Origin of the sequence: Anabaena azotica FACHB-119, from assembly GCF_014697625.1 — a bacterium.
Taxonomy (GTDB): Bacteria; Cyanobacteriota; Cyanobacteriia; order Cyanobacteriales; family Nostocaceae; genus Trichormus; species Trichormus azoticus_A.
In genome coordinates, this window is record NZ_JACJSG010000057.1 from 1 (window position 1) to 26,292 (window position 26,292).

Here is a 26,292-nt window from a genome sequence, read left to right on the forward strand (position 1 = left end):
AACATGGAGGCATGGCTGCGGGGGTGGTTTCTTTCATGAGCTTTTTTTAACGTGAAACCTATGCTAGTTAAACATTATACCCCTTTTTGCTCTCTAGTTTTGTTTAAGTCCCGGTAATGGAATCCTAAATTTAAGCGATAAAAGTTTTTCTACGCTCAAATTGTCCTGTGTTGTGCCTTGCGAAATTGCCTGAATTTGAATCTTATACGTATCTAAACAATATTTTATAAATCGAACTTCAGCTTTATTTTTATAAGGTATAAATCCGATAATACTATCAGGAAAGCACGCAGGAAATTTTAATATCGCAGTATCAGCTATATTAGCTGCAATTGTTATACATAATGTACCTACTGGCCATAATTTACTTTGTGATAATCCTTTTTCATTATATGTTTGGGAATACTCAGTTATGTAAAGATTGCTATGTTTTACATCTCCAGTCTGAATAAATGGATATTTTCCACCATATAAAAATGGATCATTCCTTGGGCGGTGTTTTGATTTCCCTCTCGCAATAGCTCCCACTTCATCTAATTTCTGAAATTGCTTTAAATAATCACTCATAAATCCTCCGCTATTTCACGCAAATTGTGAGCAATAATACCTTCTAACAAATGTACCTCTTGATTTAATTTTTCCAACTCCTCATTTAAACTTAAAATCTCCTCAATAAACTCCTTTTCCGTCTTCCCATCTTCCTCAATCACTACCCCCACATACCGCCCAGGATTGAGCGAATAGTCTTGTTCTTTCACTTCCTCCAGAGTCGCCAACTTACACAACCCTGTCACATCCTCATATTCTGCATTAGGAAAACGTTCCTGTAACCAGCGAACATGAGTAAAAAATAATTCTGCTGATTTTACTTCTTCATGCAGTGTTTCTAAAGTGCGTTTGAGTTCCTTAATTTGTTTATCAATCTGTCCCCGTTTCTTTTCCCCTGCTTCCTTTGCTTTCTCATTTAACGCCGCTTCATGAGCGCGGACAGTCTTATCAAGCTGCTTTAATTCAATGTGAAAATTATCAAAAAATGGTTTAAATGCTGCACTCAGTTCTTGCTGTGCTTGATTTTGAGTATCAATATTTATTTCTGGAGAATTATATTTATCTAAATAACCTTGATACTGAATTTCTAAATCTGTCACCTCATCCCATAAACTGAGGAAATTAACAGTAGCTTCCCTAGCTTTTATATCATTTTCGCCATCATTCAACACCGCCATTAATTGCTGAGAAACAGGCTTTACCTGTGCTTGATTTTCTTTTAACTTCGTCATTCCTTGCTCAAAATAGTGATTAATCAGCTTAATCAACCGATGTCGTTTACCCTGGCGTAAATGGCTAATAACTGCAATATTACTAACTTGTTCTGCTGAAAATGCTCTATGTGACCTATCAACCTGAACAAAAATATTTCGGGCATCAATAAACAGAAACTTATCATCCGTCTTGCCCTTGTCAAAAAACCACAATGTCGCAGGTAGCGTCACCGTGTAAAACATATTTGATGGTAGGGTCAGCATCCCATAAATCAAATTCTCCTCAATTAGCTTTTGGCGAATTTCCGCTTCCGAGTGACGCGCATCAGAAGCTGAGTTAGCCATTACTAACGCCGCCCTACCATTAGGTTTTAATGATGTTGCAAATAAACTAATCCATAGGTAATTGGCATTTGGTACTGTTTGTTTCCCCTCATCTTGCTTTTTAACTTTTGTTTTATTGCGGGGGATACCATAGGTGTTAAATCGTGGATCACTCTCGACCTGTTTGAGATTCACATCATCCACATTAAAAGGCGGGTTAGCTAGAACATAATCAAACTTCCCAAAGCTATTAAACAGGTTTTCATAATATGTATTTGCTTGCTTTACCTCTCCCCTTAACCCGTTAACTGTAATGTTCATTTTCGCCAGTTTTACAGTTTCCAGGGTCTTTTCTTGCCCATAGACAAACAAATCATCAACAACACCCTGATTTAAGTTTTGGTTTTGTGCTTGCTGTTGTTCCTGAATAAATTGAGCCGTCTGTACAAACATTCCCCCAGAACCACAAGTAGGATCAAATACCGTTCCCTGACGAGGTTCAATAATTTCTACCATCAACCGCACCACAGAACGCGGTGTAAAAAACTCACCGCCTCCTTGCCCTTCTGAGAGAGCAAAGTTACCTAGAAAATACTCATAAATCTGCCCGAATATATCCCCAGTGGCATTTTCAGGAATATTCGAGAAATTTTTTAACAGTTGCTTGGGAATACCTTTATCTGTGCGAGTTAGCCGCAAATACTCATCCTTGGGCAATGTGTCCTTAAGTTCTGGCTTATATGATTCAATGGACACCATCGCCGCTTTGATAGCCTTGGCAATATCTTCCTCTTCCGGTAGATTCAGCAAATAGTCATAACGGGCATGGTCTGGAAGATAAAACCCACACTTCTCAATGGCAATTTCTGCTATGTCTTTCTCTCTGCGAGTCCCTTTAAGTGCTTTATACTCTTGTAAAATCTCAGCCTCATACTGACGATATTTATTATCAGCGAACTTGAGAAAAATTAACCCCATTACGGGCGTAGAATACTCACTAGATTTCAGGTCTGAGTTTGCCCGTAGGGTATCCGCACTCTGCCAAAGGTTATCTTCAAGTCGTTTTAGTTCTTCTGGTGTCAAGGCTTTAGATTCTTCAGATGGCTAAATTATATGTTCTAGGTGAACTTTTGAATTATAAGGGGTAGGGTGTTTCTCTGGCAAAAACTATTACGTTTCTTCGGCTGGCTGTTGAAATAATTCTCAATTTTGGCGATCGCTCTTATCCTAGTGTCCAGCCCGTTGTTATCCAAATCATGATCAGCAACTGCATCAAGGTTATCGAGGGAGCCGTCAAGGTACATTTGGATAAAACGAGTCAACGTGGCTGTAGCAGTAGTTCCCTGAGATTGGCAACGAGCGATAAACTGCTGCCACATCTTTTGGTCGCAGTTAAAGGATGCTAGTTTCCTACCCTTGCCCGTATTGCTCATCTCTAGGTCAACAAAAGCCTACTACTAAAAGCTTTTGGGTCATTTACCTTGCTAGCCACCTTGACAATATCATTTCTGCGGGTCAAACTCCAGAATTATCCCCCCTTACCCAAATTTTGTCGTTGTCATAAAACTCCCCACGCTGTTCTAACGCAAACCCACCAAGCAGCAACCCCAGCCACACCTCCACCATCGGCATCTTCAACTTGCGTTGCAGTTTTACCAGGGAAATCTCATCTTTGACTTGCACTAGATATTGAGCGATCGCACCCCTCCACGCATCAACATCCTCATCCCCCGCCAGACGACAGACATCCTCCACAGTCTGAATGTGACATACTCCCCGCACCGCCCTCTAGGACGGCGGGGGCTTCTCAGCGACTCCTGGCAACCCCTCGGACATTAACTGAGCTTTGAAGAAGGACGGGATGCCCCGCCGCCCTATATTTTATATTTCGCGCTGCATTGTGGTCACGGTCGTAACTAGCACCACATTGACAACTGTGCCATCGGTCAGCAAGCACCTTGGGTACTGTCGCGCCACAATCAGAACATTCTTGACTTGTACCGTTGGGATTAACCGCCACAACCAAATACCCAGCACTTGCAGCCTTGGCGTTTAGTATCTGTAGGAATTGACCCCAACCAGCATCAGTTATGGACTTGGCAAGCATGGATTTAGCCAGTCCTTTGATGTTTAAGTTTTCATGTGCAATGACTTGGGATTGATGTAATAACCATATTGCAGTTTTATAATGAAAATCTTTGCGCTGATTTGCAACTTTTAAATGAGCTTTAGCAACACGTTTAATAGATTTCTTACGACGATTTGATCCCTTTTTCTTACGCGACAATTGACGCTGCAACCGCTTTAAACGCCTTTCTGCTTGACGGTAATACTGAGGGATTTTTACCGTTTGATTGTCACTTGTCACCAAGAATGATTTCAGCCCCATGTCAACGCCGAGAGTGTTATCCGGGGTGGGCGTGACATCGGTTTTTAGGCTGGGGACAGTCTTATCCTCTAGGCTCAGACGGTAGGGTCGAGGTGTGCATTACTGCATCACCCCTCCCATCCGAAACCGTGCGTGCGACTTTCACCGCACACGGCTACTCAGTGTGTTGTCCATTTGTCATCTCGGACTTCCTAACCTTTAACCCGTTGAAAAAAGGGATATCATCTATCCATTCCCAATCAAATTTTTCCCAGAATTGAGAAAGTTTTTCTAGGGATTTAGAGTGGTCTTTCTTCCGAATTTCCTTCAGGTCAATTGCGGTCTTTTTGTCATGGCAGTGTCGATGTAATAGTTGAAGGTTTTTGTATTCATCCTTCCCGCCCATAGCTGTGGGGATAATGTGGTCTTCTTCTAAAACATCCCAGTCAAAAAAGCTTAATCCACACCAAGGACATTTACCCTTTTGCTGTTTTAAGAACTTAGCCTTACGATTAGGCATCTCAGGGTGTGTCCCCAGTCTTGTACTCCAGTATACTAGGTCGCCATCGTATGGGCTTTTATCGCCTTTAACTTTCACATAGTCGGTGCTACTACAACTAATTTCTTTATGTGAAAGTAACCGAAGGGGGTTCGCTTCTCCTTCCCTGGTTGCGAATACCCAGTTATTATCGCCTATGGTTGTCCAGTATTTGATGTGACCATCATTTATGTTTCCACATCGGCGTTTTGCCCATCGTCGAAGTTTCAGGTATGTGAGGTGGTCTTGTTTCGCTAATTCTCCGACCGTTTGAGCGTCGGAGTGGGAATAATATGAAGTCCATCCCCTTATTATAGGGTTAAGGTCTTTAATTAGTGCCGCTTGTGTCGAAGACCTGTGTTTTGTGATGATTCTTCTTACCTCCTCTTGGTGAACCTTACTTGCCTTCGCAGATGGGGTGATAAGGGTATTGAAACCTAATATAGTACCTTGGGCATTTGTATTGCTTCGGTATTTCCCGGCTGGATGTTGCTGGATATGATGTCCTAAAAAGTCGAATCCAGCTTTCCCATCCTCACTTAATTCTGGTTTAAATGTGTGAGTTAGACGGGTTTTTTCAAGTTTCAATTCGAGTCCTATGCCAGCTAACCAATCCGAGATTATTTCTCGACATCTTTGGACAACGGCGGAGTTTTCATGGAGTATCACGAAATCATCTGCATAGCGGATGAGGTTAGGGGTTTTGAATTCGGTTCCCTTTTGGTGAAACCAAGTTTCCCGCATTGTATGAGTCATTTCTGGGAACTCTTGTTTTATCCGTGTTTCCATGCCGTGGAGGGCTATGTTTGCAAGTAGTGGTGAGAGAACCCCACCCTGCGGTGTACCCTCAGATGTAGCTGTAAATGCTCCAGAATCTATAACACCAGATTTTAGCCAAGCCTTAATTTGTTGTCTGGCTTTTCCTTTGATGTTGAGCTTTTGAAGCAGTGCATCATGGTTGATGCGGTCAAACGAAACCATTACTTAATACCCATCTCAATAACCCATCAGCAGACTTAACTGAAATCGAAGTAACTGATGTGATGCACCCACTATTTGGGCGAAGGTTTGCAGTGATATGTATATCAAACCCGCCAAGTGGTGAGGGTCATGTGGTAGTAGCCTATCAAGGTCATATGCACTTACGCATTCCAATATCTGCAACCCAATTAGCTCTCCCAAAGCAGTATTTATGTACTAAGCTCACATTAGAGAGTGTGACTGAGTTGGTCACATTAGTTAAACAATGTGAGGTTTTATGTCAATCCCACCCCGTGAAATCTGGGAACGCCTCACCCCGGCACTCCAAGAAGTAATCACAGGCGAACTGCAAACGGTCTTCCAGGAGGTAATTTATGAGTACCTCAGAACTAGTAACACTTCAACACCTGAACCGCAAAGCGATAATCTACATTCGTCAGTCTACCCCGCATCAATTAATCAGCAACCAGGAGAGCCTGCGTCTGCAATACGCTCTGCGCCAACGAGCTATAGAACTGGGCTGGTCGGATAATAACATTGAAGTAATTGACAGTGATTTAGGAATTACCGCCGCAAGTGCAGAGCAACGACCAGGCTTTAAAGAATTGTTAGCCCAAGTAACCCTGGGATTAGTAGGAATTATCCTCTCTTATGATGTTACTCGCCTGTCACGTAATTGCTCAGACTGGTATCCCCTACTGGACTTATGCGGTTACAGAAGTTGTTTAATTGCCGACAGAGATGGGGTTTATGATCCAAGTAGTGCTAATGGTCGATTGTTGCTGGGACTCAAAGGACAAATTTCCGAAGTAGAGTTGCATACGATTCGTTCCCGCTTAAATGCCGGGATTCTGAGCAAAGCCCAGCGTGGTGAACTGGCACTGACCTTACCCGTGGGTTTGGTTCGCAATGAACTGGGAGTGGTAAGCAAGCACCCAAATCGTGAAGTGATTGACCGAATTAACTTAGTGTTTGAGATTTTTGGACAACGCAAGTCAGCGTCCAAAGTCTTGGAAACGTTCAACGGTGAAGGGTTGCTGCTTCCAAGAAGGAATCGATTCGGCGATATTGTCTGGCGTAAGCCGAGCATGGCTTGTATCATCTCCATCCTGAAAAACCCTGCCTACGCTGGTGCGTTTGTCTATGGACGTACACGTACTCTTAAACGTGGTTTGGTTTCAAATCAACCACAACAAAAGCAGTTGCCAATGGCAGAATGGAAAATCCGAGTCAATGACATATATCCGGCTTACATCAGTTGGCAAACCTACGAGCATAATCAGGCACAGCTTATGGACAACTATGCTGAGTATGACCGTAATAAAACTCGTGGTATCCCTCGCCCTGGTGCAGCATTATTGCATGGGATAGTTTACTGTGGCGAATGTGGCCACAAGATGGTTGTCCAGTACAAAGGCGCAACCCGCTATATTTGTAACTATTTGCGGCAGCAGTATCGCGTATCTGTTTGTCAATATATTCCTGCTGATGTAATTGATGAGTACGTAGTCCATGCTTTTTTTGAAGCTCTGTCATCTGTAGAGCTAGATGCTTATCACAAAGCTATCAAAACCCAACAGCAGTCTCAAGAAACAGTGGAACGGGCGCATTCTCAACAAATACAGCGTTTGCAGTATCAAGTAGCACTAGCCGAAAGACAATTTAATCAAGTTGACCCAGATAACCGATTGGTTGCTGCGGAACTTGAACTTCGTTGGGAAAACGCTTTACGCGAATTAAAGCTCGCTCAAGATTACTATGCTAAACATCAGCAGCCTCAAACGGTAGACCAGATCCCAAAAGAACTCAAAACGGCTTTCATTGCCATTGGGCAAAAGCTCCCTGAACTTTGGCACAGTGGTAGCTTGACACAAGTCCAAAAAAAATCTCTGCTACGCTGTCTTATTGATAAGGTCGTTATTCATCGTGTTGTCCGTGATACAGTTCGGACTCGGATTATTTGGAAAGGTGGTGACTCTACTACTGTTTCACTGACTATTCCAGTTGGTTCATTTGCTGAAATGACGGGAGCGACTGAATTAGAAAATCGCATCATCGCTATGAGCCAACAAGGTATTGACGACCAAACTATTGCTCTGACCCTGACTCAACTTGGTTATCGCTCACCACTGTGCAAAACTCTGTTGCCTAGTACGGTCAAAACTTTGCGGCTCAAACATCACATTTTTCACAATCGTAGCCAGTCTCATCCTCGCCGCATTTCTGGTTATCTGACAATTCCCCAAGTTGCTACAGCTTTGTCAGTTCCACCATACTGGATTTATGATCGCATTCATAAGGGCGCGATCGCTATTAGCAAAGACGAGGCAACAGGGCTTTATCTTTTCCCTGATGTGCCTGGGACGCTTGAGCAATTCCAAAAACTCAAAGCTGGACTTGTCTACAACTTGCGTTTTTGATAGGAGTATCAAGATGTCTAATCAAAACATTTCGCTATGTCCGCATCAAGGACAAATTTTGCCTTGCTGTGGATGCAGTTTTTAATCTGCTTTATCGCATCGTGGCAAGACCTTCCGGGTCTAAAACCATAGGAATTAGGCTCGAAAACCGCTTCCCATTCTGGCTCAAGTGCAGCTTTTACTACAGCTTGTAGTGCGCGGTCGTACATTGTGGGTATTCCTAATGGGCGGTTCTCGTCTCTTCCTGGCTTAGGAATCCACACCCGACGTGTGGGCATGGATTTACCAGTTATCCTAAGTTGCCCTGCAAGTTTAAGACGTGCGTCAGGAGATAGTGATTTAACACCGTCTACACCAGCCGTCTTTTTACCTTGGTTTTCGACTGTAACCCGTCGTACCGCAAGTATCCTATTAGACCACGACCTCATCAGCGTCTTTTGGAGTTGGCGGATTCGCTTGACATCACCACGGCGGGAAGCAGCATAAATGCGTTTTTGTAACTTAAAAACATATCTCTCGGCTTTCGCCCAGTTGATTTGTTTCCATCCCTCAGTCTTTATTTCTAAATCTGAATTAGGCTTTTCCACTACTACTAGCTCCTTTAGCTTTTCCCACACTGCGGTTCACGTCTGCTTATCCCGGTAATTACACCATCCCTTTTCAGGCGTTACCCGTTATATCGGGTTGGGCTTTTGCTTCTTGAACCATCCCACCCCTTTGTTGCTTATGGTTTGACGCTTACCCGTTAAGGTCGGGAGCATACAAAGGGGTTACTTCGTTCCCGCTATCCATTGGTTGAATCTTTAGGGCGTGTCTGTCCACCGAGGTTTTGGGTGGTGCGCTATCACGGTCATCAAATCCTGATAGTCCCTACCTTTGTCGGCTGTTTCCGACCCAAGAGGTAGACAAAAGTCTACAAGCTTATATCCCTTGGCGGATTGGTGACGATGGTTAAGCGACACTTTGCCTTTTCTACCCATAGATTCCTGCTTGCAGTAGATGCTTTCAGCTATTACCATCTATTCCTGCTTTCACCCCCGCTTTACATCGTTGATAGTCAGTCTCGAATGTAGGGGCTACCAGCCGTCTGGTAGTTTGTGTGCTTTTAATCCCGCACCGGGACAGTAGGGCTTGGTGTATTCTGGGTTGGGTTATAATTTAAATTGGAGTTTAAATTCTTTCCCCAATTTCTCTAGCTTTCTTTGCTTGTTAGCTCGGCTAGATGTCCTAACCTACATGGATAGTGAGTTGTCATTGGTTGAGGATTAAAGTGCGAACTCTACCCGGAATTGGGTTACTCAACCAAAGCCAGCCGTCCCCCCTTTCGGGTTTAGACTGAACGAATCGCACCGATATACCAACCGTCAGCTTTATAAGTAATTGTGGCGGTTTTGATTTTGAAGCCGTCAGGAATAGGACGGTGCAAAATCATTTTCACCTTGCCGATTTTGGGCAGTTGAATAAACTTACCCTGTATGTGTTCTGGTTTGATGGGGTCAGGAAATGTTAGAGAACGGTAACGCCCTTTTCCTTTGAACCTGGGACGACCAGATTTTTTCCCGTTACTGTCACCTTTTAACCAACGGTCAAAAGTTTTATCTACTCTAGTAATTACGTGTTGTAATGTATGAGAAACTAATTCCTTATACTCAGGAAATAGCGCTTTAGTGTTTGCTAAATCCTTTTGTTGTGACCAACGATTGGGTCTGTCTTTCAATGGTGCAATACTGCAACAAACTATAGAGCATCGGTCAACGTCACAACGGTTTTCTTCCCACCAGTTAAAGCGTTCTGCTAACCTGTAATTATACTGGCGACGGCACAATTCAATCCAGTGTTCAAATGTGGCTATTTGTTTTTTGGTCAGACGTAAACGGTACTGGTAGGTTAATCTCATTGAGACAATTCCTCTACTTTAAGTTTGAATACTGACTAACCCACCAAATAACTAATAACTTGCGGATCTATCGCAGCAATCCGCTTTCTGATTGACGCAGGTGGATTCTGAAAGAACCGTTTTAGATCCTTACTTCTGACCTGATAACAATGAATAGAGCGCTTTTTAGCTTTAAGCCAACCCTGTCTCACCCATTTAGTAATAGTCGTTGGATGTAAACAAAGGTTTTTAGCAATTTCACGACAACTGTAATTATCAAGGGTGGGTCTTGTTGAGTAACCCAAAGTATAAAGTTTATAAGTAATAGCTAACTCACTACGATAATAGCCCCTTCTTTTGAGCCGGAAAGCTATTTGTTTGACTGTATATGTTTCAGCCATTTGTTCTAAAGTTATTAATTCTGCTTCAGTCCATCTTCTGTACATTGATAAACCTCAAAAACTCATCAAAATCAGAATCAAAATAGGATTAATATTTTGTAGAGGCGACCCAAGGGTGAATCGCCTCTACAGGTCTTTAACTACCGTCTTCTAGTAGGTACAACTGGCTGATTCTGCGGCTGTAACGATGCCCGTGCCTCTGCTTCGGATACTCCCGTTAGTGCAGGTCGAACTTCTGCATTCAATGCCCATCGCTCGTAAGTTTCGTTTGTGACCCAATGCAATGTCGCCCCTGACTCCGCACCGCTACGGATCATCTCTGCTGCTTCCAGTGCATCTTTCTCAAAGTCAGACTGTGGGTTACGGTACGACCACTGAATAAACCAGTACGTACCTAGCGCACCGTCTACTTTCTGAAACTCAGCACAGAAAACGTAGTTTTTGAGTACACTAGCGATCGCCTCATAGCAAAACTCTTTGGGATCTCCGGGCATTCCTTCCTCGCACCATTGCTGAAATGCACGATGGGCGAAGTGGTTGTACAGTCCGGCGAAACTGTCTTTACTGCGGCGGTGCATTAGAAAACTCAACAGCATGGACGCTGGCCCTTTAAACTGGTCTTTGAGTTCGCCTGTAACGGGAATCACCCACAGTTCGGTAAATGCTTCGTTGATGAAGTTCTCGTTAATGGTGAGTAAACGGTCTGGACGAGAGATAGCGATCGCAAAATCCGCTTTGTTACCTTTGAGGTATCCGCCTTGCTGTGCCTCTAAGATTGTTAGCTTCGGTGGACAGTCGAGCAGAAATTGCCCGTACTCCTTGGCACAGTTGGCTTGCAGTTTGGGTTGGCTGGGAGGGATTAAGAAAACGCTGTTGTTGATTTTGATGGTTTCCATGATTGTGAGTTACTTGTTGCGTGAAGTGGTTGTATGGGTGTGAATTAGGGTGATTGGTGTGTTTAGTCTTCAGGGAAGATGTTTGAGGTAATGTCAAATTTTTGGTTCTCTTCTAACCCTGATTGCAGATAATCCAGTGCAGTTTGAGCATCACCTAAAGTTAAATCTGGTTGATAGTCAAGTGCTTGATAATCAGGGTGTTTAGCAATCTCTCTGAGGATTAACTGTGCAGCATCAATAAATGACTGTAGAGTGGGTGGAGAATCCCAAGATTTCTTTTGCGGCTGGGTGGGTGCTTCGTTCTGGACAGTAGATTCAGCCGCCGCTATAGTTACAGTTACAGGGATTGCGCTCAGTTCAGTGTTTAAATGTTCAAGTTGACGTGAGTAGTAATGTATTTCTTCCTGAAGTTGTGTTTTTAATTCCTCTGAGGTGAGTAGTCTGATCTCGTTCTCTACTCGGTGTTCTTCGTCTTCCTGATTCTTGTCTGGGAGCATGACATAACGCCAGCCTGCTCCGTACTCACTGCCAAGATAAGTATCTGGGGCGTAGTATTTCATGCCTATTATTACGCCGTATTCGGTACGCTGACCAAAGGCATAAAGGGGATGTCTCCAGTGTTGGGGAATTGATATCACGGGTTCCATTGTTGTAATTTTTGAATGAAGAGATGTTTGTGAGGAAGGGGGAAGGGGGAAGGGGGAAAGGGTAAAGGGGAAGGGAATGAAGATTTGTACCTTTAACCTTTCCCCTTTAACCTTTACCCTGGTTTACGCTGTCAATAGTTCTGCGCTATCAAGCAGATGCTTCAATTCCACGGGTGGCATTTGTTCAAGTGGGTGGTATTGCAAGTATTCATTGAGAAGGTCTGCACTCTCCGGTAACTCTGCTCTTGAAACCAACCACACGGCATCTGAGGCTGAGTTACAAAAGATTTGCTGTTGGGTAACATCATCTGTGCGGGTAAACCACCAATTACCGTTAGTGCAACCAGCCTCGCCTAGTTTCTCGTCGCCTTGGTAAATCCCATCCTCTAGCAATTCCAGTCCGTGTTGCTCACAAGCATCGAAAATCTGTACCATGATTTCATTACCAGTGGTAGCGGTTGGGGTTTCTTCCCCTTCTACTGGTAATGACCCATCCTTATAATGTATGCAGATGTATCGGTGGCATAACATTGGGGTGGCTGCGCGATGTACTTCTGTGCCGTTCACCATCACTACCCAGCGCTGGGTAACAAAATCGTTGTCATCATGCGTAACAGTGGCGATTAGCTTGCTTCCAACGTAATATTCCTTGTCGTAAAAGGATATATCAACCACTCTGGGTTCTTCTGGTGCTACAGCTTGGGCTTGGGTTTCGAGGTGCTTGTATAGCTCTGCCTGTGCTGCGGCTTGTTCATCTATTGGGGGGTGGTTGAAGCTTTTTGACGGTTGCTGTGCGCTAATTAATTGAGTCATAATATAGATCCTGTAAAGGGAAAGGCGATCGCACAAGTTTCGTAGGCTGGGGCGGTCGTCTTTTTTTCATATATCTATAATAACAACTCAGAGTACAAATATCAACTAGGAGTACAAAGATTTTTTGTAACTTCAACACGCAACTCCGTCATAATCTCAATTAGTTCTACATCAAGCGTTTTGGCGATTGCTGTAATAATCTTTGTGGAAACAGACGCAGCTTCCCCATTTTCGAGTTTTCTGATGTATTCTTGCGAGCATTCAACCTGCGCCTTTAAGAGCGCATCAGCTATTTCCCGCCTAGACTTCTTGCCACGCAATAATCTCAGGTTATTTCCACATTCTTTATTCCACGCCAGCATCACCACCCAGTCCAAGGGAACCATAATTACCTCCTTTGTCTTTTTTAATTTTATATTTGCACTTTCAGTTGTCATGTGGCAAGATAATTTTGTACTGTGAGTTCAACCAACCAGCTTAGTTATACAAGAATTTGTCGGTGGAATGAGTATTCCAGCCGCCAAATTACTATGTCAACTAAAGAGGTGATTTCTGATAGTACAGCAGTTTTCTTTTGCATTCACCAGTTCTTTGCCTTGTAAGCAGCACATACAGGTAATGCCATGCTGACACTAGACCCCGAAACAACATCAGCACCCAGCTACAGCCTTCTCAACGCCAGCATTCAAGAGACTTTCACCTCTCTCGACCGTTTCGAGTGGCAGGCTGTGAGCGAAGTTATGCAAATGCGCGACAAACAACTTTACCTTGAAGCTGGTTATGCTGATTTTAAGGAATATTGTCAGCGTGAGTTATCCGCTTGGGGAGGCTATCGGAGAATCACCCAACTCTTGGGAGCTAAGAAGGTCATCGATACAGTTGGTGAACTAGGTGAACACATCAAAAACGAACGCCAAGCCCGTCCCCTACTCCGGCTTGTCAAGGAACCAGACAAACTAAGGGAAGCTGTAGCGATCGCAATTAGAGAAAACCCCTCACCCAATCAATCGGATTTTGCGGCGGCCGCTCAGAAAGTGGTTCCACGAACTCCACGCCCACGTATAAAAGCCCCAACTCAGGAACCATTGGTTCCCAAAAACTCCGAACCATTGGTTCCCCAACCTGCCAGAGTTACGGTTACGTCAGCAGATCACCCCAGACATGGAGAATCGGGGACAATCGAGGCAGACCCCCCGAACTACTGGCAGCAGATTGTAACTTTTGCTGATGGTAGCAGGGAACTGGTTAATAATGCTGATTTAGATGCCCCAAGTGTTCCATACCCTACTCAAAGAACTTACCCCAAAGAGTATGCCGAAGCGATCGCCGCAATCGAACAACAGTATCAGCAAAAAATTGAGCGACTAGAACAGGAATTGAGGATTGGTCTACAGTCTGAAGCCACAGCCAAAGCTGAACAGCAGATGCAGGAACAACTCTCGTCATGGCAACAACTATACCAACAGCAGAAAGAGCAGATCATACAGATGCAGCAACGCCTGGACGAAATGGAAGCTCTTAGAAAGTTGGGGGACGAGAACGAGCAATTAAAACAACGTAATCAGGAGCTAGAAAACGCGGTACAAGAAAGACCTTCCCAGCAGTGGGGAAATACTCTTACTAAGCAAGCTGCTAAGGCGTTGAACAAGGAAGTCATGCGATCGCTCGACCAGACAATTGACCTGCGATCGCTAGCCCAGGAACCACCTAAAGAGAACGCCCAGGAATGCTTACGCTTGATGGGTATTGCACTCGGTAATCTGGCGACGGCCATGAACAATACCCAAGCCTTGCAAGCTGCGGCCTTAATCCTGGGGACTGAGCCAAACAAAAGCGCGATCGCATACCGTGCCGAACAGCTACAACTCATACCCCAGGCTGTGAGCGATATTCGGGCTGTGCTTGCCAAACCTGGGTGTAGTTGGCCGGACTATTTGGATGTAGCAAGAGAGTACGAGGTTATCGAACAGGATTACTTAGCCCAGTTAACCCCACAAGAGGTAGAGCTAATCACCGCCTTAGAGAAAGACGCACAACCCAAAATTATAGGGGTCGGTTCTATCGTAGCCCATGCTGATATTTACAGTGCTTTATACAACACCAGAGGTGAAGTTATAGAAGACCTGGGTGATGAAGTTTGGGTGGCTTGGGAGCATTGGAAAGACCGCCCGAAAAAGACAGACCGATATTTCAAAAAAGAGTTGCGACTGTTGTAGGGCTAACAACTACTAGATAGTCCGCAGAGCAAATGCAGCATGGCTTAAATGCTGCTGATATTTTCATGCGTCAAATTTACACCATTACCACGGGAATTTTATGACATTAGAATTTACACTCGAACTTGCTCAGAAGTTGCACAACAGCAACCAGATTATAGATTTTGATTGGGCTTGGTCAGTGCTGGGGTATAGCCGAAAGGATAATGCCAAGCGAATGCTCGTTGGTTACTTTGAACGAAATTTCGATTATTTCGTACAACCTGCTGATGAATCGCCAGAACCTTTACCACATGAAGTTTTCCTCACTTCTGAGGAAAATTCAAAAGCAGGTAGACCAGTCGAAAAGATTTATTTGACTATCGAATGCTTTAAAGAAATGGGGATGTTGTCTAAGAGTGAACAAGGCAGACAGATCCGCAAATACTTTCTGCAATGCGAAGCTATTGCTAAAGAATCAGTGAAGCTAATTCCTCAGTTACAGCAACAAATTCAGGATTTACAACAAAATTTCACACAGTTACAAGCCCAAGTACAAACCCTGTTACCCCCGTCATCTGATTTTATGCCCCCAGGTTGGGATGCTGAGGTTTGGCGATCGCTACCTCCACAAGATCAACGTCACTTCAGGTTTATGTTCCGTCGCCGCAATTTCCGCCCCTCCCAGCAGGGTCAAGCTGAACCAGTGGCACTACCCGCCATCAGTACTGAGCAGATGAAGCGGAAGCAGACGGATGAGGTAGCCCAGTTAGTGGGTGAAGTATCCCCCGAACAGAAACGAGAAGTTCAGTTAGCCAAACAAGAGATTTTGAGGCAGTTCTGGTCACAAGCGCCAGATGAAGATGTGCCGTTTTAGATTTACCAATTTCTGCAAACATATATGAAAGGTGAGATATGAGCAGCATTGCATCTACTGAGAAATTCTCTGTCCTGGTCATTCTGCGCCGGGAGTACCTTGACATCACTGGTAATTACTGCGCCGCCAAGCTGATTGAGTATTTTCGGCACTGGACAAAGTGGAAGCTCAAGAACCACCGTACTCCCTGGATTTACCAGCCTCTTAAGCGAATCTACGCTGATTTAATGGGTGAGCATAGCCTTCATGTGATTCGGGCTGCGATCGCTCGGCTTGAAGAAATGGGGATTATCGAGAAGCAGAAAAATCCGGGTAACGGACAGGATAGGACTTGGCAGTATAAATTAAACTTTAATGTACTCAATGGGTTATTAGGATATCGCAAGTGCAAAACTGAACGTTCGGGATTCAATGCAGAACAACACCACAGAAACCAACCAGAAGCTTCAAAACCACAACAACACACTGCTGTTGAGCCTCCTAAAAGTGAGGAAGTGGAAAACGAGAATTTGGAGTGTGACCAGGAAGAGTCGAGCCAAGCCCCAGAACCAGAGTTACCCCAGATTACTCACTACGTTGATGAACCAGAACAAGATGACTCGACTAACGAGATAGACCATCATGAAGGCCATTCTTCCGCCGCCCCGGTTGCGTCCAATTTTTGTAATGAAGACTCTAGTGATGATAATTACACTGACCCACAAGATAAATCAGTACAGCCCAGTCAAGAGGAAGTGCAGGAGTTATTGCAGCAGTTACGGGAGATTCCTTGTACCCCTCAGTTTCGGTTAAATGGGGAGATTCAGCGCACGGTCAAGCGGTATTGGGCGAATGTGCCGGGTGCGATCGCGTATCTCAAGGATGCACTGCGAACTTGGAAAGGTGTTAAGTCACCGGAAGCTGTGTTTGTGGCTGCTTGTAAGGAGGAGAGGAAGCCGGAGACGCAACAGGCTAATTCGGGTGCGATCGCGTGGTTTGAGTGGGCGAGGAAAAACAGGATTGTGATTGCGATGTCGGGTGAGGTTGTGTATGCGCCGGAAGGTGAGGCTGTGGCACTGGCGGAGATGATGCGGAGGTTTCCGATGGGGGAGTAGGTTATAAATCAATACGGTTCAGTTAAGACTCAAAGTTGTGTAAATTATTTACTTCTTCGTTCTGGAAGTAACTCCCTATATTCCCAATTTCCGCGTCTACCCAACTCTTGGATAATATTGTCAGCAATTTGTTTGGCTTTGACACTGCTACTTTTAATCAATTTACTAAGAATAGTCTTAGTTTCATTCTGCCAGCCATACCTACTCCACCCAGGTTTGTCTTTTTTAATCATTAGTTCAAAACATTCGGCTGTTAATTCTGGCATTGAATCAGCAAGTAAAACTAGACGGTCAAGTATCAGGAAATCAGGCTCTACTTTCCCAACTAAATCAATAATCTCCTTGAGTTGTGTCAGTGACCAAAAGTCATCTAGCTTCCCAGATCCAAACCACCAGCCAAAAGCAGTAAGTTCAGTGGCGTAAGAACTAATTCCAGTAGAATTACGAGCTATTTCAAGACGCTTTTCCCAAAGCAATTGCAGTGTACTAAGAATTTGTGGATCGACCTCATTCTGTGTGTTCTTAAGGCTTCTACCTACAAATTCAATACCATAACCACGCAATTGATCAGAAGCTAACTCAAAAAATCTTGTTAGTAATCCTCCTGCATCATCCAAATTCAATTTTCCACGCCAGTAGAAAGTCATCAAGTGTTCAATAAGATTTTCATTAATAACTGTTAGTCGTTGTTCTTCAATCTCGGTGGAATTTAACTGTTCAACTCTATAGCTATATTCCTCATATAGTAAATCAAAAATATTATTATAGGTGTCGCAATAAGTAATGTAACTTTCCCAAGCTACAAGTCGTAAATTACCGTAACTTTCATCTTGTGTAAAAATTTTTGCTACGCTTTGATTTGCCCAAAGCGGATCTAGTAAAACCAGCCAAGGAAACCACTGACCATATACTGAGCGGATTGCCAACGAAGGCTCTTGCTCTAAGTTGAGATGCTCATCAAGTACCTGTCGGACTTCTGGCATTTCATCAAAACCTCGCTGCAACTGCTCTGCACTCTCAGGTAGTTGTTCAAAGTGGCGACGAACCCAAAGAGCATAGCGCACAACTGTGTGCATTGCTTCCCCTCGAACGGTATTAATTGCCAGATTACTATAATCATGATTTGAGCTATGGTAGCCCATTTCTCTTTCTGGGGTTGGGTCTGGATGTTGAGTTAAAAGTCTGAGGATGTCCCAAACCTGATTACGAAAATCAAAGGGAATTGCTATTGCATTAACTCTCAATACAACTCCAATTAAATCTACCACTGTTCGGCAAGGTTCAAGCCAATTGTTGTTAGGTTCATCATAAAATGCTTGGTTTTCGTTCAATTCTTCAGATTTCTCAGCTATCCAGTTGCAAAGACTTAGAACCGATGTCCAATTAAACTCTTCTATTTGTCCCTGTTGTGAGTGATTATTTAAGGCTTGACGCAAACCCCTAAGCAGATGCGACAGATATGTTGGGTGTAGGCCTTGAAATTGAGAAGCTGCTTGTGCATAACGCTGAGGATTTTTTTCAGCTATTCTTGCCAGAGCATCTCCTAGTCCTGAGCGCGAGGGTTCGTCAAATTCCCAATAATTTGTAGAGTTTGGCTGCCAAGTTTTCAGAAAGTCAACTAACTCTTCAATACTCAGAGATTCCAATTCCAAGTCAGATTTTGGACTTACTAAACCTACAGATATAGCAATACCAAGTCTTTTAGGAGAAACATCAGAAATTTCAATATCACCAAACTCATTAACTAACTGGTTATAGCGTTCTTGCCAATGTGTCGAAAGACTATCTTTTATTACTGTCAATTTTTTCAACTGCCAGCGTCTCATCCATTCAGCTTTTTTTCTTGGTCTTCTAGCCAAGAGTAGTCAATTTGTGGGTTTTCTATCCAACCTAGAATCTGCTCTTGTTTCTCTACAGGAAGTTGAGCAAAATTATCTTTGAGTAAGTGTACATACTCATAATCTTCGTAAGTATTACTATTTGTAAAACGGTTATGATCAGCCAACTTTTCAATAAGCAAATTGTAGTCTACATTTTGATACTTACGAATTAAGTAAAGGGCAATGCGATGAAAAACTCGCCAACGGCGTTCTTCTAATAGCGAAACAATATCTCTTATTTTAGTATTATCTTCTTCTAAAATTTGCTCTGCTGTATCCTTTACTGCTGTTATTAAAATTTTCCTAACTTCTAAATGAGAGTAATTTTCATCAGATTCCTCAATATCATACAGCCAGTAATGTGAGCCATCTTCCCAGATAGGTAAGCTGGTTTCTCGTTGTTCGCGTTTTCCATCAGATTGGGAATAATTAATAGCATCAAGTAGCAGAAAATTCAACATTATCAAAACATCAATTTTGTCGTTTTTTGCTACTTTTACTAATTCTGCCACACATTTTTTAATAATTCGTTCATAGTTCCAATTGTCAAAGCGGATTTGTGGTTTAGGTGAGAGAATATAAACTCTATTTTCAGCTTTTTGTTCATTGAAAAAATTAGAATCTGGCATAACTTCAAATAAGCTTCGAGCCAGGTCTAAAGCTTTTTTAAAGTGACCTCCCTTAGCAAGATGTACTATAAGAGCAGCAACTTTCTTTGGAAGTGGAGATGATGAGTATGTTTTTTCTATCCATGTTTTTACTTTCTTAACCAGTTGCACTGCTTCTTGTGAAGGCATCTGAAGTGCAGCATCAACAAAATCTTCATAAACACGAGGATTATCACTTTCTATTTTAAGTGCAATTTTTAGAACTTCTTTTGACTTGTGTTTAGCCATCTGTGCTAGATAGCGAGACTCAGCCCACATTGGGAACGTTATAGTGCCTAGAATCCTATCCTCAACAATTGACGGAGGATTTTGAAAAAAACCTTTGTTTTTTAATGGCTCAATCCACTCTGGATTTTGCAGATGGTTGAAAAAATAATTGCGCTGCTGAGGATGAATGAGCTTTGCTATCGCTTTGTCAATCTGTTGAGGAGTTGGCTTCTTCCAGGATGTCATCGATTTCATCTGTAGTTTTATAAAAACTTTGAGCCAGTGTACTCATAACCTGCTCAAATAATTGAAAGTGATAAAGGAGACTTTGCTCATTATAGTTTGCCTCCACTGTCCCGTTGTCATAGGCTTTTCCCACAAACCATTTTGTCAGATTCTTCCACTGGTTAACTAAAGGAAGTAATGAGTATTGAGATAATTGATTTTCAGGAACACATTTCTTAAAAAAAAGCTCTACTCTGTGATTAATTTCGTCACTGGTTTTTACATGATCCTTAATTAAGTTTGCAATTTCAATAAACACAGGGCGAGTTATGCTTATGTCTGGAGAAGAAGAAGGTAAATCAGCATGAGAATTTATTCCAGATTCTGGAAATACCCCATCTATAGAAAGACCTTGTTCTTTCCATATTTTAGCCAATTGCTCCATTCTCTCTACATAACTAAATCTTCCACCATCTTTTTTTCCCACTTTAACTTCAACTAATTGATTACAAATTTCCCGAACACAGTGACTAATCAGCCTAACTCTACCAGGAATACTGATTTCAAAAATTAAACAGACTGAACTTTCATAGAGTTCTGCTAGAGAGGGAGCTTGTTCGTGTAGCCAGGATTGTATTTCTCTACGGGTAGCTGTCCAGTGTCCTGGGGTAGTTGGAGGTATATTATTTTCTAAGTCAGCTTGAGGCTCTTTACCATTTAATTCCACAACTTATGGACTGATATGCTAATTTTTCACTTAAAAGTTAGTGTAGTAAAATTATACTCTATGCTGATTCACTGTCTTTGAACTGATTCGTAAAGAAAATCTAAAAGACTTCTAGGTGAGTAGGAATGGACTTTAAGCTAGAACCAGTTAGATAACTGTATTAAAAATGACAAGTCTGTCAGAGATAGCCGATCCCCAACGCAAACCTTACCAAGCGCGACCTAAGTGATTCGGAGTGAGAGGTATTGAAACCGCTCATACCCGCGTTAAAGGATTTGTCCATCCCGTGGAAGTAGATTTTCGGCAGATTCTCAAGTGTAAAATTAGCTTTTTAGATGGCTGCTTAAACTAAAGAATACCCGAAGTATTAATTAATGCCAATACTTTGAGTTAGGAATCAAAACATAAACAGTCAAGCGACCCCGAAAGCTCACTTGAGGAATTTACTCTCATCATGGTAAGACTCGCTTCAACTTCAACCCACAGCCAGCCGCCGCGCCTGTGTCTGTATTACCGCCCGTGGTATCCCATGAGCTTGTCCACTTGCTGCACCGCAATCATGGTGATGGTTCTGGGATGTTTCATGCGTGATGCCGGACTGGAGGATGCGGAAAGGGCAACTGGAATCGTGGGAGGCGCGGAGGTGAAAGAGGATTGGGTTGCTCTCGGTTGGAGCGATCGCTGCCTGAGCTACAAGATAAATCAGTACAGCCCAGTCAGCAAGAGGTTTAGGAGGTATTACAGCAGCTACCCGAAATCCCCTGTACCCCTCAGTTCCGGCTAAACGGGGAGATTCAGCGTACAGTTAGGCGGTATTGGGCGAATGTGCCGGGTGCGATCGCCTATCTCAAAGAGGCAGTACGGACTTGGAAGGGGGTCAAATCACCGGAAGCTGTGTTTGTATCTGCTTGCAAAGAAGGGAGGAAGCCGGAGGTGCAGCAGGCTAAGTCGGGTGCGATCGCGTGGTTTGAGTGGGCTAGGAAGGAGAGGATTGTGATTGCGATGTCGGGTGAGGTCGTGTATACGCCGGATGGTGAAGCGGTGGCATTAACGGAAATGATGCGGCGGTATCCGGTGGGGGAGTAGATTTTTGCATCTGTCCAAAATTTTGAAATGGTCGGTTGAGTTATGTGATCGGCTAAAGAGGTAAGGCTAGAGCCTGGCGCTTTTATACATTTTACTGAAAGCTATGTTGAGTGCGTAGGCGTAGCCTGCCGCAGGCATCGCCTGACTTTAGGGTACAGCATTGTCACTTGTTTTTGCCCAACTTCAAAAAATCGCGTTGCTCCCGCGATTGTATCTTCGGTAGGCTGATGGTCATCTGTTGTCAATAGATCGCTAACTCTTTTACTTGGGTACTGACCAACTCTTAACTGATCCAAGTGTCACAGGAATTCGATCTGACACATCGATCGTAAATAGAAAAACCTTATAAGCACGATGGCTGTTTTCTGGATCGAAGAACTTGAGTTTCACATCCCAGCAGTCACTATTTAATCGGCAAAAAACACTTTTCTCAACTTTGAGCGAATCTAATTGCCGCCCGGAGGAGATCGCTTTAGCAAAACTCGAAACGGCTTGAAAAATATTAGTAGCTGCAAAGTTTAAGGCACGATCACGTGAAGTTTGCCCCAAATTATGGAGGTCGTAATAAACCCGATTCAAGAAGTTAGTGAGGGAGCGACGCATATTTTCTTCTATTTCCCCTGTCAGTTCTGTTACTATTGCCAGCGCAGCATTTACTAAGGAATTAACTTTCCAACCATACATACCACGCACGTTAGTGATGGTAATAATCGGTACAACTTGCCCGGAAAATAGTTCGACTGTGCGATTAGTACGTTGGGCGGGAATGCTGACTCGCTCGACAAATTCGTCGCTGTCTAGCGGTTCAATTTGTCCGTTTAGCATCAACAGTAACATTTCATAAATTTCGGCAGCAAAAGGTTCTTTGGGTTCGAGGGCATAAATCGGTCTTTGCTCCATATTCAAAGTCCAAATTAAAGAGCGTCCTTCATTCGGGTTTCGATCTAAGTAATTCACTATTTGACGGATATCGTAGGGATTGGCAGGAACCAGAATACCTCTGCCATCATCCACAGGTGGCATGAGTTGTTTGAAGGAATCACGACGAGCTTCGCTGCCAAAATCGTAACCAAGGCTGCCAAGAGCGTAAACATGATCGGAGTGATCTCTACTAGGAGTAACGCCAGTTAGTGTAAAAGGAGAAGCAGGGATCATTGATGCTGTTGATGGCGTTACTGTGAAGGATTGAGCCATTACTTCTTCAGCACTAAAGTGTTGAGGCTGAAAACTCTCTGAGAACAATCCTACTCTATTACCAACATTTTCAACTTGGGTAATGCAACCGCTTGCTAGGGAAATAGTCTCAGAAGCTTGCCCAAATAGCAAATTTATCACCCCTGGTAGATTCACAAAACCCCTCAGACAGCGTTCCGGTTCTTCTACTTCCTCTGGGTTACAAGGAATCGCTGTATTCAGCAGGGCAGTGCGGATAGCTTCGGCATCAATTGGCTGACCTTGTTGCAGTTGCAAGCTCATCAGCAACGCACAAATACCCGTCATTACCGGAGCTGCACAACTAGTACCTTTGTTGCGTTTGGGTTCTTCGGTACCAGGTTGAGCGCCCAGGATATTTTCACCGGGAGCCATAATGCCTTCTATTTGGTAGTTGCCACCCCAATTACTAAATTTAAATGGTTTCCCTTCATCCTTGATGGCACCTACAGCTAAGGTTCCCGGTAATACTGCTGGAATGCACCAACACTCGCCTTTGTTGTTGCCTGCTGGAGCTACAATTAAAATATTGTTGTCCTGGCATTTTTTAACTGCACGAGCTAGTAAATCCTGGACTTCTCCTGTTTGGGTAGGGCGACAGGCTGCACAATGGATGATGTTTGCGCCTAATTCCAAGGCAAGCTCAAAGGCGCGAGTTAAGTTGAGAATAGAGATAAATTCATCGTTGTCACCTGTGGTGCTGAGAGGGATATTAATGACGCGGCAATTGGGGGCAATACCTGGAGATGGGGTGTTTTCCTGTCCGGCAATGGTACTAGTGATATGGGTGGCGTGGTGGTCGCCAGGAATACGATTGAGAATTGCTTCGGGGAAAGTGGCTTTGAGTTTTTCTTCTTTTTCTTCAGTCTTAAAGTCACTGTTATTAATATTTCGGTAGGTGGCATAAGCTGTTGGGGAAATTGGTTCTGGGGTCTGATGCCAGTAAGGGAAGACCTTGGAAATGTTACCCCCTTGGAAGCAAACCAGTTCGTGGTCGGGATTACCATCAAGAATCACAATCGTGATGCGTGGATCACCCAGGGTTTGATTGCGGAGGTTGGTAAGACCGGGAATGCGTTCGTCCAAGTCGTGGGGATGTAGTGCAGTGGGGGTTTTTTGAGAGCTAGTTACTGCAGCGCTAGAAGACATAGTTGCAGGTCTAACAATCATAGCAGGAGCGAAAACGGTATCCGTAAGCTCCGAAGTGGTAATTGCATTCAGGGCATCTTGGCGAGGGAGTGAACCAAGAATAAACTCCCCAACAGAGGATTCTTCGATGTAGTCAAGACCAGTGACTTGGGCGAAGCGCTCACTGTTCCCTGCTCCCAATCCACAAGGGGCAAGCCTCATATTTGTTGCCACTAAATACAGGTTTTGGTAGAGTACACCGACGTGTTTGAGTACTAGGGCATAGGCTAGAGAGCGGTATTTCCAAAAAAGTCGCCCAAAGCGGGCAGTGATGACCAGTAAAACTTGGGGTATTCCTTGTTCGCCGCTAGCTTGATGGGCATCAGTAATCAAGGCCAATTTGTCGCCACTGTGATCTATAAGTTGCTCTAGCTGGTGATTGAGAGGGTCGTAATGATATAAGCCGATTTCCAACCCTTCACAATGACGTACTATAGGATATATTTCTAATTCATACATCCCACCACCACTGGGATAGGGACGAAGGCTCAGTTCCCCCAGATTAAATTCAACTTCGTCAAATTTCTCGTCTAATGTGTATGTGTCTTTGATGCGGGCGCTGCGATAGAGCAACTCGCTCAGTTGTTCTAAAGTGATGGGATGGGTTTCGTCGTATTCCCGAACGGATTGCCGCATTTCTATTGCTTCCGTTAAGGTGCGATCTCTCTGCATGACAATCTCTAAATTAGGACGGGGAAGGGGTACAATTTTGTCGCTCATTGGTGGTTTCACTACCGGAAATTGGGGCAGCTTGTCAATAAACTGCTCAATGCCATCAGTTGGATAATCGTGACGACCGAGGCGACTGCGACTGTGGAATAGGAGATTGTGAAAATCCCATAGTTGCAGTAAAAGTGATTCGGGTGAGATTGTTAAGAAGTTCGTAGTCCATAATAGATGCACAAACTGCTGAATAATTTCAGGTGATAAATCTGGAAAGATATTCAGTGCTGCTACAGGTTGGGGTTGAGCTAGACAGGCAATCAAAGCACTAGCCTGCCAGTTTAATAGCGTAACTCGGAATTTAGATAGAGGTGACTCTAGTATCATTACGCCTTCGTGTTGGCGTTGGTAAGCAAAGCGAGATAGACTAACGGCTACTTGGTTCCAATCGGGTTCTAGTAAATTTAACTCTGGAGCTTCCACCATCGATGTAGCAATCGCTAATTTCTTTACTTCTAAATTTTCAGAACTTAACATAATACTTTTATTTAAGGTGAAAAGAAAATGCCTTTTATCTAATCTACATTTTTGGGGTGTAAATAATTAAATAGCAAAATACTTGTGATAATATAGCCTAATATTATCAATTCGAGGTTTTTCTAGTTCTTTTTGCTCTACACCAACCCACATATATTGGCGTGTAAATTGTTGCTGGTAGAAATTATTAACTTTGTAAGCCATATCATTAAGTTTAAAATAGTTTTGCAAATCTTTTTTATGCTTGAGACGATAATATAATATTGGATGAGGATTTACTTTAGATAAGCCAATATAGAATATATCTGATACTAGAAGTGGCTGTAAAACAGCAGATGAAAATCGGTTTCTCAGATAGTTTTGTATGTAGTAACTTTTAAGTTCTGCCTCATTAAGTGCTGCATAAATTTCTACTTCAGTCCGACCATCTAAATAATAGTCAAATCCAATTAAAAAGGCTTTTTGGAGTAAAAATGGATCTATGTCTGCCAAGTTACCTTTATCAGCAGCTAAGACCTTCTTAATTTCTTTTTGATAGTCATTTATGCCAATGTGCATCTTCAAGCTAGATTCACAAATATTAGTTCGTAAGTCAATTCCTGCTGTCAATTCTGTCATTTTGCTATAATCAAAATCATTTCCTATAAAATTTCGCAATAAATCATAGTTGAGATTAACTCCCACTTGATTTTCAACTTGATTAAAAAAATTGATAGTTTTTGATAAACATTCTTGCCATTGTTGAACTGGATTTTGAAAAAATAGCAGAAACCGTGAGGCTAGTAATTTATCGACTTCAACTTTGCAAGATGCTTCAATAGTTAAATTACTTTTAACTCCTACAACAAATTCTTCAAAAAGTTTTAAAGGAAAGATGGGTTCTACATCAAAAGCATCTTGATGAGTACGAATGAACTGAAGCGGTTGTTCCGGCGATAAACTGTGTTGAGTAACAGAAGTTCGCGTCATGAGCTAATTCCTTAAAAATATTTGCATATTTCAAACTAATACTAAGTTGCGTTCAAAAATAATACCCCACATACCATTTAACGAAAAATCTGATACAGATGCAAACTTTCAAAGCTTTGTTATATCTAAGTTTTTTAATTGCAAATTACGAATTTTAAATTAGTATCACTCCCCACTCCCAGCTCAGATTACTATATTTAGCCGCAACTCGGTATGACATTTCACGCTTTTAACAGGC

At 43.1% G+C, this 26,292-nt stretch carries 23 protein-coding genes; 5 read left to right on the forward strand and 18 right to left on the reverse strand.

The genetic code is table 11. From position 1 onward, the window contains the following. Positions 1-93 precede the first annotated feature (93 nt). The 6 genes from H6G83_RS29330 to H6G83_RS29355 all read right to left on the reverse strand — a co-directional run bounded on the left by H6G83_RS29330 (position 94) and on the right by H6G83_RS29355 (position 5,473). Entirely contained in the window at positions 94-567 is a 474-nt protein-coding gene (locus H6G83_RS29330) for a restriction endonuclease subunit S (RefSeq protein WP_190478677.1), read from the reverse strand. Next, on the reverse strand, positions 564-2,669 hold the full coding sequence (locus H6G83_RS29335; protein ID WP_190478679.1) for a type I restriction-modification system subunit M: 2,106 nt from the start codon (positions 2,667-2,669) through the stop codon (positions 564-566). The genes H6G83_RS29330 and H6G83_RS29335 overlap by 4 nt, the downstream gene beginning before the upstream one ends. 35 nt (positions 2,670-2,704) lie before the next feature. Beyond that, positions 2,705-3,019, reverse strand: a complete 315-nt coding sequence (locus tag H6G83_RS29340; protein WP_242044919.1) for a hypothetical protein — start codon at positions 3,017-3,019, stop codon at positions 2,705-2,707. A gap of 82 nt (positions 3,020-3,101) precedes the next feature. Next, positions 3,102-3,368 carry a hypothetical protein gene (locus H6G83_RS29345; RefSeq protein ID WP_190478681.1) on the reverse strand — a complete coding sequence of 89 codons (267 nt, stop codon included), beginning with the start codon at positions 3,366-3,368 and terminating at the stop codon, positions 3,102-3,104. Between the two features lie 25 nt (positions 3,369-3,393). Further along, positions 3,394-4,053 carry an RNA-guided endonuclease InsQ/TnpB family protein gene (locus H6G83_RS29350; RefSeq protein WP_242044925.1) on the reverse strand — a complete coding sequence of 220 codons (660 nt, stop codon included), beginning with the start codon at positions 4,051-4,053 and terminating at the stop codon, positions 3,394-3,396. Positions 4,054-4,129: 76 nt separating this feature from the next. Continuing rightward, on the reverse strand, positions 4,130-5,473 hold the full coding sequence (locus tag H6G83_RS29355) for a group II intron reverse transcriptase (RefSeq protein ID WP_190478684.1): 1,344 nt from the start codon (positions 5,471-5,473) through the stop codon (positions 4,130-4,132). Positions 5,474-5,847: 374 nt separating this feature from the next. On the opposite strand from H6G83_RS29355, the gene H6G83_RS29360 reads away from it, so the two are divergent. Next, positions 5,848-7,893 carry a recombinase family protein gene (locus H6G83_RS29360; RefSeq protein WP_190478686.1) on the forward strand — a complete coding sequence of 682 codons (2,046 nt, stop codon included), beginning with the start codon at positions 5,848-5,850 and terminating at the stop codon, positions 7,891-7,893. A gap of 17 nt (positions 7,894-7,910) precedes the next feature. On the opposite strand, the gene H6G83_RS29365 is transcribed toward H6G83_RS29360, so the two are convergent. The 7 genes from H6G83_RS29365 to H6G83_RS29395 form a co-directional block, all read right to left on the reverse strand. After that, positions 7,911-8,480, reverse strand: coding sequence for a reverse transcriptase N-terminal domain-containing protein (locus tag H6G83_RS29365; protein ID WP_313937346.1), 570 nt, complete (start codon positions 8,478-8,480; stop codon positions 7,911-7,913). 743 nt (positions 8,481-9,223) lie between these two features. Beyond that, complete coding sequence (locus H6G83_RS29370) at positions 9,224-9,790, reverse strand: RNA-guided endonuclease InsQ/TnpB family protein (RefSeq protein ID WP_242044920.1); 567 nt, start codon at positions 9,788-9,790, stop codon at positions 9,224-9,226. Between the two features lie 35 nt (positions 9,791-9,825). After that, a complete protein-coding gene (locus H6G83_RS29375) occupies positions 9,826-10,215 on the reverse strand; it encodes a MerR family transcriptional regulator (protein WP_190478688.1) in 390 nt (129 codons plus the stop codon). Between the two features lie 95 nt (positions 10,216-10,310). Then, the gene (locus H6G83_RS29380) at positions 10,311-11,066 is read right to left on the reverse strand and encodes a hypothetical protein (RefSeq protein ID WP_190478690.1); all 756 of its coding nucleotides are present in this window, start codon (positions 11,064-11,066) and stop codon (positions 10,311-10,313) included. A gap of 62 nt (positions 11,067-11,128) precedes the next feature. Next, a complete protein-coding gene (locus H6G83_RS29385; RefSeq protein WP_190478693.1) occupies positions 11,129-11,713 on the reverse strand; it encodes a hypothetical protein in 585 nt (194 codons plus the stop codon). Positions 11,714-11,836: 123 nt separating this feature from the next. After that, positions 11,837-12,526: a hypothetical protein gene (locus H6G83_RS29390; protein WP_190478695.1), complete on the reverse strand. Its 690-nt coding sequence runs from the start codon at positions 12,524-12,526 to the stop codon at positions 11,837-11,839. Positions 12,527-12,627: 101 nt separating this feature from the next. Beyond that, the gene (locus H6G83_RS29395; protein WP_190478697.1) at positions 12,628-12,912 is read right to left on the reverse strand and encodes a helix-turn-helix domain-containing protein; all 285 of its coding nucleotides are present in this window, start codon (positions 12,910-12,912) and stop codon (positions 12,628-12,630) included. A gap of 237 nt (positions 12,913-13,149) precedes the next feature. Here H6G83_RS29395 and H6G83_RS29400 point away from each other — a divergent pair, with 237 nt between their 5' ends. The 3 genes from H6G83_RS29400 to H6G83_RS29410 all read left to right on the forward strand — a co-directional run bounded on the left by H6G83_RS29400 (position 13,150) and on the right by H6G83_RS29410 (position 16,692). Then, positions 13,150-14,742, forward strand: coding sequence for an OmpH family outer membrane protein (locus H6G83_RS29400; protein ID WP_190478699.1), 1,593 nt, complete (start codon positions 13,150-13,152; stop codon positions 14,740-14,742). A 100-nt stretch (positions 14,743-14,842) separates the two neighbouring features. Continuing rightward, a complete protein-coding gene (locus tag H6G83_RS29405) occupies positions 14,843-15,598 on the forward strand; it encodes a hypothetical protein (protein WP_190478701.1) in 756 nt (251 codons plus the stop codon). Positions 15,599-15,636: 38 nt separating this feature from the next. Continuing rightward, positions 15,637-16,692 (forward strand): hypothetical protein, encoded by a 1,056-nt coding sequence (locus H6G83_RS29410; protein WP_190478755.1) that lies wholly within the window; start codon positions 15,637-15,639, stop codon positions 16,690-16,692. Between the two features lie 44 nt (positions 16,693-16,736). Here the strand turns inward: H6G83_RS29410 and H6G83_RS29415 are convergent, their stop codons facing one another. Genes H6G83_RS29415 through H6G83_RS29425 form a run of 3 tightly spaced genes read right to left on the reverse strand, consistent with a single transcriptional unit; the run spans position 16,737 to position 20,399 of the window. Next, positions 16,737-18,551 carry a hypothetical protein gene (locus H6G83_RS29415; protein ID WP_190478702.1) on the reverse strand — a complete coding sequence of 605 codons (1,815 nt, stop codon included), beginning with the start codon at positions 18,549-18,551 and terminating at the stop codon, positions 16,737-16,739. Next, entirely contained in the window at positions 18,515-19,693 is a 1,179-nt protein-coding gene (locus H6G83_RS29420) for a hypothetical protein (RefSeq protein WP_190478704.1), read from the reverse strand. Before H6G83_RS29420 ends, H6G83_RS29415 begins: the two co-directional genes overlap by 37 nt. Then, positions 19,656-20,399, reverse strand: coding sequence for a hypothetical protein (locus H6G83_RS29425; RefSeq protein WP_190478707.1), 744 nt, complete (start codon positions 20,397-20,399; stop codon positions 19,656-19,658). Before H6G83_RS29425 ends, H6G83_RS29420 begins: the two co-directional genes overlap by 38 nt. 441 nt (positions 20,400-20,840) lie before the next feature. Here H6G83_RS29425 and H6G83_RS36465 point away from each other — a divergent pair, with 441 nt between their 5' ends. Then, the gene (locus tag H6G83_RS36465; RefSeq protein ID WP_190478751.1) at positions 20,841-20,990 is read left to right on the forward strand and encodes a YgjP-like metallopeptidase domain-containing protein; all 150 of its coding nucleotides are present in this window, start codon (positions 20,841-20,843) and stop codon (positions 20,988-20,990) included. A gap of 756 nt (positions 20,991-21,746) precedes the next feature. On the opposite strand, the gene H6G83_RS29435 is transcribed toward H6G83_RS36465, so the two are convergent. Together H6G83_RS29435 and H6G83_RS29440 are read right to left on the reverse strand one after the other, a co-directional pair. Continuing rightward, complete coding sequence (locus H6G83_RS29435) at positions 21,747-25,085, reverse strand: PatA/PatG family cyanobactin maturation protease (protein WP_190478709.1); 3,339 nt, start codon at positions 25,083-25,085, stop codon at positions 21,747-21,749. A 66-nt stretch (positions 25,086-25,151) separates the two neighbouring features. After that, complete coding sequence (locus H6G83_RS29440) at positions 25,152-26,054, reverse strand: LynF/TruF/PatF family peptide O-prenyltransferase (RefSeq protein ID WP_190478711.1); 903 nt, start codon at positions 26,052-26,054, stop codon at positions 25,152-25,154. Positions 26,055-26,292: the final 238 nt, after the last annotated feature.

Bases quoted from the DNA above. Each gene is read 5' to 3' on its own strand.
- H6G83_RS29410 (WP_190478755.1), top strand. From the start codon at position 15,637: ATGAGCAGCATTGCATCTACTGAGAAATTCTCTGTCCTGGTCATTCTG.
- H6G83_RS29340 (WP_242044919.1), bottom strand. From the start codon at position 3,019: ATGAGCAATACGGGCAAGGGTAGGAAACTAGCATCCTTTAACTGCGAC.
- H6G83_RS29420 (WP_190478704.1), bottom strand. From the start codon at position 19,693: ATGACATCCTGGAAGAAGCCAACTCCTCAACAGATTGACAAAGCGATA.
- H6G83_RS29360 (WP_190478686.1), top strand. From the start codon at position 5,848: ATGAGTACCTCAGAACTAGTAACACTTCAACACCTGAACCGCAAAGCG.
- H6G83_RS29390 (WP_190478695.1), bottom strand. From the start codon at position 12,526: ATGACTCAATTAATTAGCGCACAGCAACCGTCAAAAAGCTTCAACCAC.
- H6G83_RS29385 (WP_190478693.1), bottom strand. From the start codon at position 11,713: ATGGAACCCGTGATATCAATTCCCCAACACTGGAGACATCCCCTTTAT.
- H6G83_RS29375 (WP_190478688.1), bottom strand. From the start codon at position 10,215: ATGTACAGAAGATGGACTGAAGCAGAATTAATAACTTTAGAACAAATG.
- H6G83_RS29435 (WP_190478709.1), bottom strand. From the start codon at position 25,085: ATGTTAAGTTCTGAAAATTTAGAAGTAAAGAAATTAGCGATTGCTACA.
- H6G83_RS29400 (WP_190478699.1), top strand. From the start codon at position 13,150: ATGCTGACACTAGACCCCGAAACAACATCAGCACCCAGCTACAGCCTT.
- H6G83_RS29330 (WP_190478677.1), bottom strand. From the start codon at position 567: ATGAGTGATTATTTAAAGCAATTTCAGAAATTAGATGAAGTGGGAGCT.
- H6G83_RS29440 (WP_190478711.1), bottom strand. From the start codon at position 26,054: ATGACGCGAACTTCTGTTACTCAACACAGTTTATCGCCGGAACAACCG.
- H6G83_RS29380 (WP_190478690.1), bottom strand. From the start codon at position 11,066: ATGGAAACCATCAAAATCAACAACAGCGTTTTCTTAATCCCTCCCAGC.
- H6G83_RS29370 (WP_242044920.1), bottom strand. From the start codon at position 9,790: ATGAGATTAACCTACCAGTACCGTTTACGTCTGACCAAAAAACAAATA.
- H6G83_RS29395 (WP_190478697.1), bottom strand. From the start codon at position 12,912: ATGGTTCCCTTGGACTGGGTGGTGATGCTGGCGTGGAATAAAGAATGT.
- H6G83_RS29355 (WP_190478684.1), bottom strand. From the start codon at position 5,473: ATGGTTTCGTTTGACCGCATCAACCATGATGCACTGCTTCAAAAGCTC.
- H6G83_RS29405 (WP_190478701.1), top strand. From the start codon at position 14,843: ATGACATTAGAATTTACACTCGAACTTGCTCAGAAGTTGCACAACAGC.